The sequence below is a fragment of the Streptomyces sp. TRM68416 genome, from assembly GCF_014596915.1.
In the GTDB taxonomy this organism is placed as follows: domain Bacteria; phylum Actinomycetota; class Actinomycetes; order Streptomycetales; family Streptomycetaceae; genus Streptomyces.
On sequence record NZ_JACVWU010000060.1, the window covers coordinates 1 to 3,044 of the forward strand.

Genomic DNA, 3,044 nt, shown 5'->3' on the forward strand with positions numbered 1-3,044 from the left:
GCGTCTCGTGCCCGGAGAACTCACACGCGTACCCGGGAAAGACGACGTACGTCAGGGGCGTGAAGTCGGGTTCTGCACTTCGCTCACTCGTGCAGACGTGCCAGGCGAACTCGATCAGCTCTCCGATGCCGATCTCGCGGGGGGTGCCGGTCTGTGTGTCCCACTCCGTCATGTACCAGGCACCGTGCCACTCGACCCGCCACACCTTTCCGTGCCGGTTCTCGAACTCTACGAAGCTCCCGGCGCCGCCCTCGATCGCCCGAAGCTCGGTGCCGAGCCGCTGCGGGTCGGTGAGGCCCCGGCCTTGGTTCGTGCTGCGCCCCCGGGTCCGCGTGTTGGCGAACCGCATTTTCAGGAACGGCAGGGGAGCGCGGCCGAGGTCGGTCAGACCGAGCATGCGGTAGCGGGTGATCGCCTCGTCGAGCGTCTCCTCCCCGGAGAACTCGCAGGCATAGGCAGGAAAGACCAACCGAACATGCTCCGTCAGCTCGGGCTTCTCCACACGGTAGAAGCGGTGCACCTCGGGTGCGATTCCCACGACCGCGTCGAAGCGATGCCCGGCGGGCGGCTCGAATCCGTCGAGCGAGCCGATGAAGGCGTTGCGGACGAAGATCTCGTCCTCGTGCTCCCGCGCGAACCGGAGAGTGCTCACCGCAAGGTCCTGGTCGTAGGAGTCACGGCTGCTCAACTGCGGAAGCCGCTTCCCGTCGGCCGACAGCACCCCGGCGAAGTCGATCCCGGGGCCGGCGACCAGTGCCAGGCGTCGGCCAGGCCCGGAAGCGATGCCGCCCCGGGGAACTCCATCACTGCGCCGCGAACGTCCCTCACAAAAGGCTCTCCTCCACGAAGCGGCGGACCTCATCGAGACCCATGTCCCGGCGGTCCGCGCCCCCGGTGACCCGCCAGGCCCCGTCGGCCCAGTCCACGCGCCACACCCCACCCTGGTGGTTCTCGTACTCCACGAACGCCTCGGGGGTGTTCTCCAGCTCCGGAAGCTCGTTCAGCAGGACCTCCGGGTAGGTGAGAGCACGACCCGGGTTGGTGCTGCCGCCGCCGGTACGAGGATTGTCGAAGCGCATCTTTAGGAACGGCACCGGCCCTCGGTCGATCTCCGCGGTGGGCAGCATCTTGTGGTACCTGGCCTCGGCCTCGGCCTCGGGCAGCGTCTCGTGCCCGGAGAACTCACACGCGTACCCGGGAAAGACGACGTACGTCAGGGGCGTGAGATCGGGGTTCTGCACCTTGTGATGGCCGTGCACCTCGGGGACGACGGCCGCGACCGAGTCAAAGGTGTATCCGGACGCGCCGAACCCGCCCACGGCAGTGAGGAAGCGCCCCTCCGCGAGCAGCTCCGACTCGTGCTCACGCGCGAAGGACAGCACCGCCCGAGCGAACTCCTCGTCGTGCCTGCCCCGCTGGTTGATCTGGAGAAGCCGTCGGCCGTCGGAGGTCAGGGCCCCCGCGAAGTTCAGGATCGGGACCAGGCTCCACTTCCAGGCATGGTCCAGGCCGTCGAGCGGGGTGACATTGGGGAAGCCGGTAACGGTGGTCTGAAGATCCATGATCCTTCCAAGCCATTGCGGGTCGTACGCCTGGGGCACCAAGTCGTTTCGTGCGGCACGGTCGGTGAATCGGCCCTCGTTGTTCCAGTAAGTGACCTTGTTCCAGTAAGTGACCACCGGGTTCCGTCGCGCCAGCTCGGCTGGTCGCGCGGAGCCCGTTCGTCTGTCCTGGGATTGCCCGGCACGTCGTTGATCGCCCGGCTGCCCGGTCCAGCCCTCAGTCATGTAACCGCGCCACAGCAAACTCCACGAAGCTCCCGGCTCCGCCTCCGGAGCCTCGCCCGTCGTCGCCGGACCTAGCCATACGGGTTCAGCGAGAACGAGGGTCGCTCGCTGGGAAAGTCGTCAGGGAAGAAGGGGACCCGCAGGGCTCTCGTGAGGAGCCTGAGAACCGTGTCGATCGAACTGTCGACGGTCGCGACCGCACCGAGCCGACCAGCCTGAATGATCACGGTCGGCCAGTGGGCAGGGTCACCCACAGGGATCCATCCGAGCAGATCGGCGTTGTCGGTGATACCCCACTGGACGAGATCACCGGACTCGGCGCCATACCCGTCCAGAGCGGGGCCGAGCCCGGGAACCTCCCTGTCCCGTAGGAGGGAGCGCATCCTCTCAGTCTGCTCGGCAATGTCAAGATGCCCGTTGGAGGCACCCTCCGCGAAGATCCACAGAAATTCGTCGAAGCAGCCTGCTCCGTAGGCGCCGGTCAGCGCACGGTGGCCGGCGGGAACGATTGAAGCAGTCCCAGGCACCGGCGGAACCTCGGGGTGAGACGGCGGCGGACACAAGTCCTTGAGGCGCGAGAGCGCAGCGTCCGTATCCGGCTCGTCTATGAACATCTGATCCTCGGCGTCCGCAACAGGACCGCGGTCCTGGCTCGACCCCTGAGCGACGATGTTACGCATCCCGTCCGTCCCCACCGAGCTGCTGCCCGATCAGGTGCCCATGTGAATGTCCGGCGGTGCCACCCTGGGCCGGGCCCCTCTCCGGGAGGGCTGCCAACGAGTCCGGCAGCGGTGCATCGTCCAGTGTCTGTGGGCTGACGACCGCACGGACGGGATCTCGCTGACCGAAACAGTGATCCACGAGGCCACCCTGCGCATCAGGGTAGGCGACCGAGCCGCTACGCGGGCGCAGCTCTTCCGCATCCTCGAACTCTCCGAAGTCGACCACGTGGTCGTACGGGTCATCCCCTTCGAACTCGACGGCTTCGGCGGCGCCGGAAGCGCCATGGTCTACGCGGGCGGCCCGGTCCCCCAGTTGGACACCATGGTGCGCGACAGCCCCAACGGCCCGGTCTTCGTCGACGCCGCAGCACAGCTCAGCCGCTATCGAACGCTCTTCCGTAGGGTGGAGGCGGTGTCACTCGACCCCGGGCGTTCGCGTGACTTCATCCACCGGCTGGCGAAGGAGCTGTGAGGGCGTGACCACCCGCGACACCTGGACGAAGTCATCGTTCTCCGGCGGCGGCCAGGGCGATGC

General features: G+C 67.2%; 3 protein-coding genes and 1 pseudogene. 1 reads left to right on the forward strand and 3 read right to left on the reverse strand.

Features of this window, described 5'->3' with window-relative positions; translation table 11 throughout:
- From ICC28_RS39850 to ICC28_RS39860, 3 genes are all read right to left on the reverse strand, one after another.
- Window positions 1-652, reverse strand: a 652-nt coding sequence (locus ICC28_RS39850; RefSeq protein ID WP_188293766.1) for a hypothetical protein, incomplete at its 3' end; no start/stop codon positions are given.
- Window positions 653-824: 172 nt separating this feature from the next.
- Window positions 825-1,562, reverse strand: a complete 738-nt coding sequence (locus tag ICC28_RS39855) for a hypothetical protein (protein ID WP_188293767.1) — start codon at window positions 1,560-1,562, stop codon at window positions 825-827.
- A 296-nt stretch (window positions 1,563-1,858) separates the two neighbouring features.
- Window positions 1,859-2,467, reverse strand: coding sequence for a hypothetical protein (locus ICC28_RS39860; protein ID WP_188293768.1), 609 nt, complete (start codon window positions 2,465-2,467; stop codon window positions 1,859-1,861).
- Window positions 2,468-2,633: 166 nt separating this feature from the next.
- Between ICC28_RS39860 and ICC28_RS39865 the strand changes: the two are divergent.
- Window positions 2,634-2,981: pseudogene (locus tag ICC28_RS39865) on the forward strand (Scr1 family TA system antitoxin-like transcriptional regulator); the annotation flags it as partial.
- Window positions 2,982-3,044 lie beyond the last annotated feature (63 nt).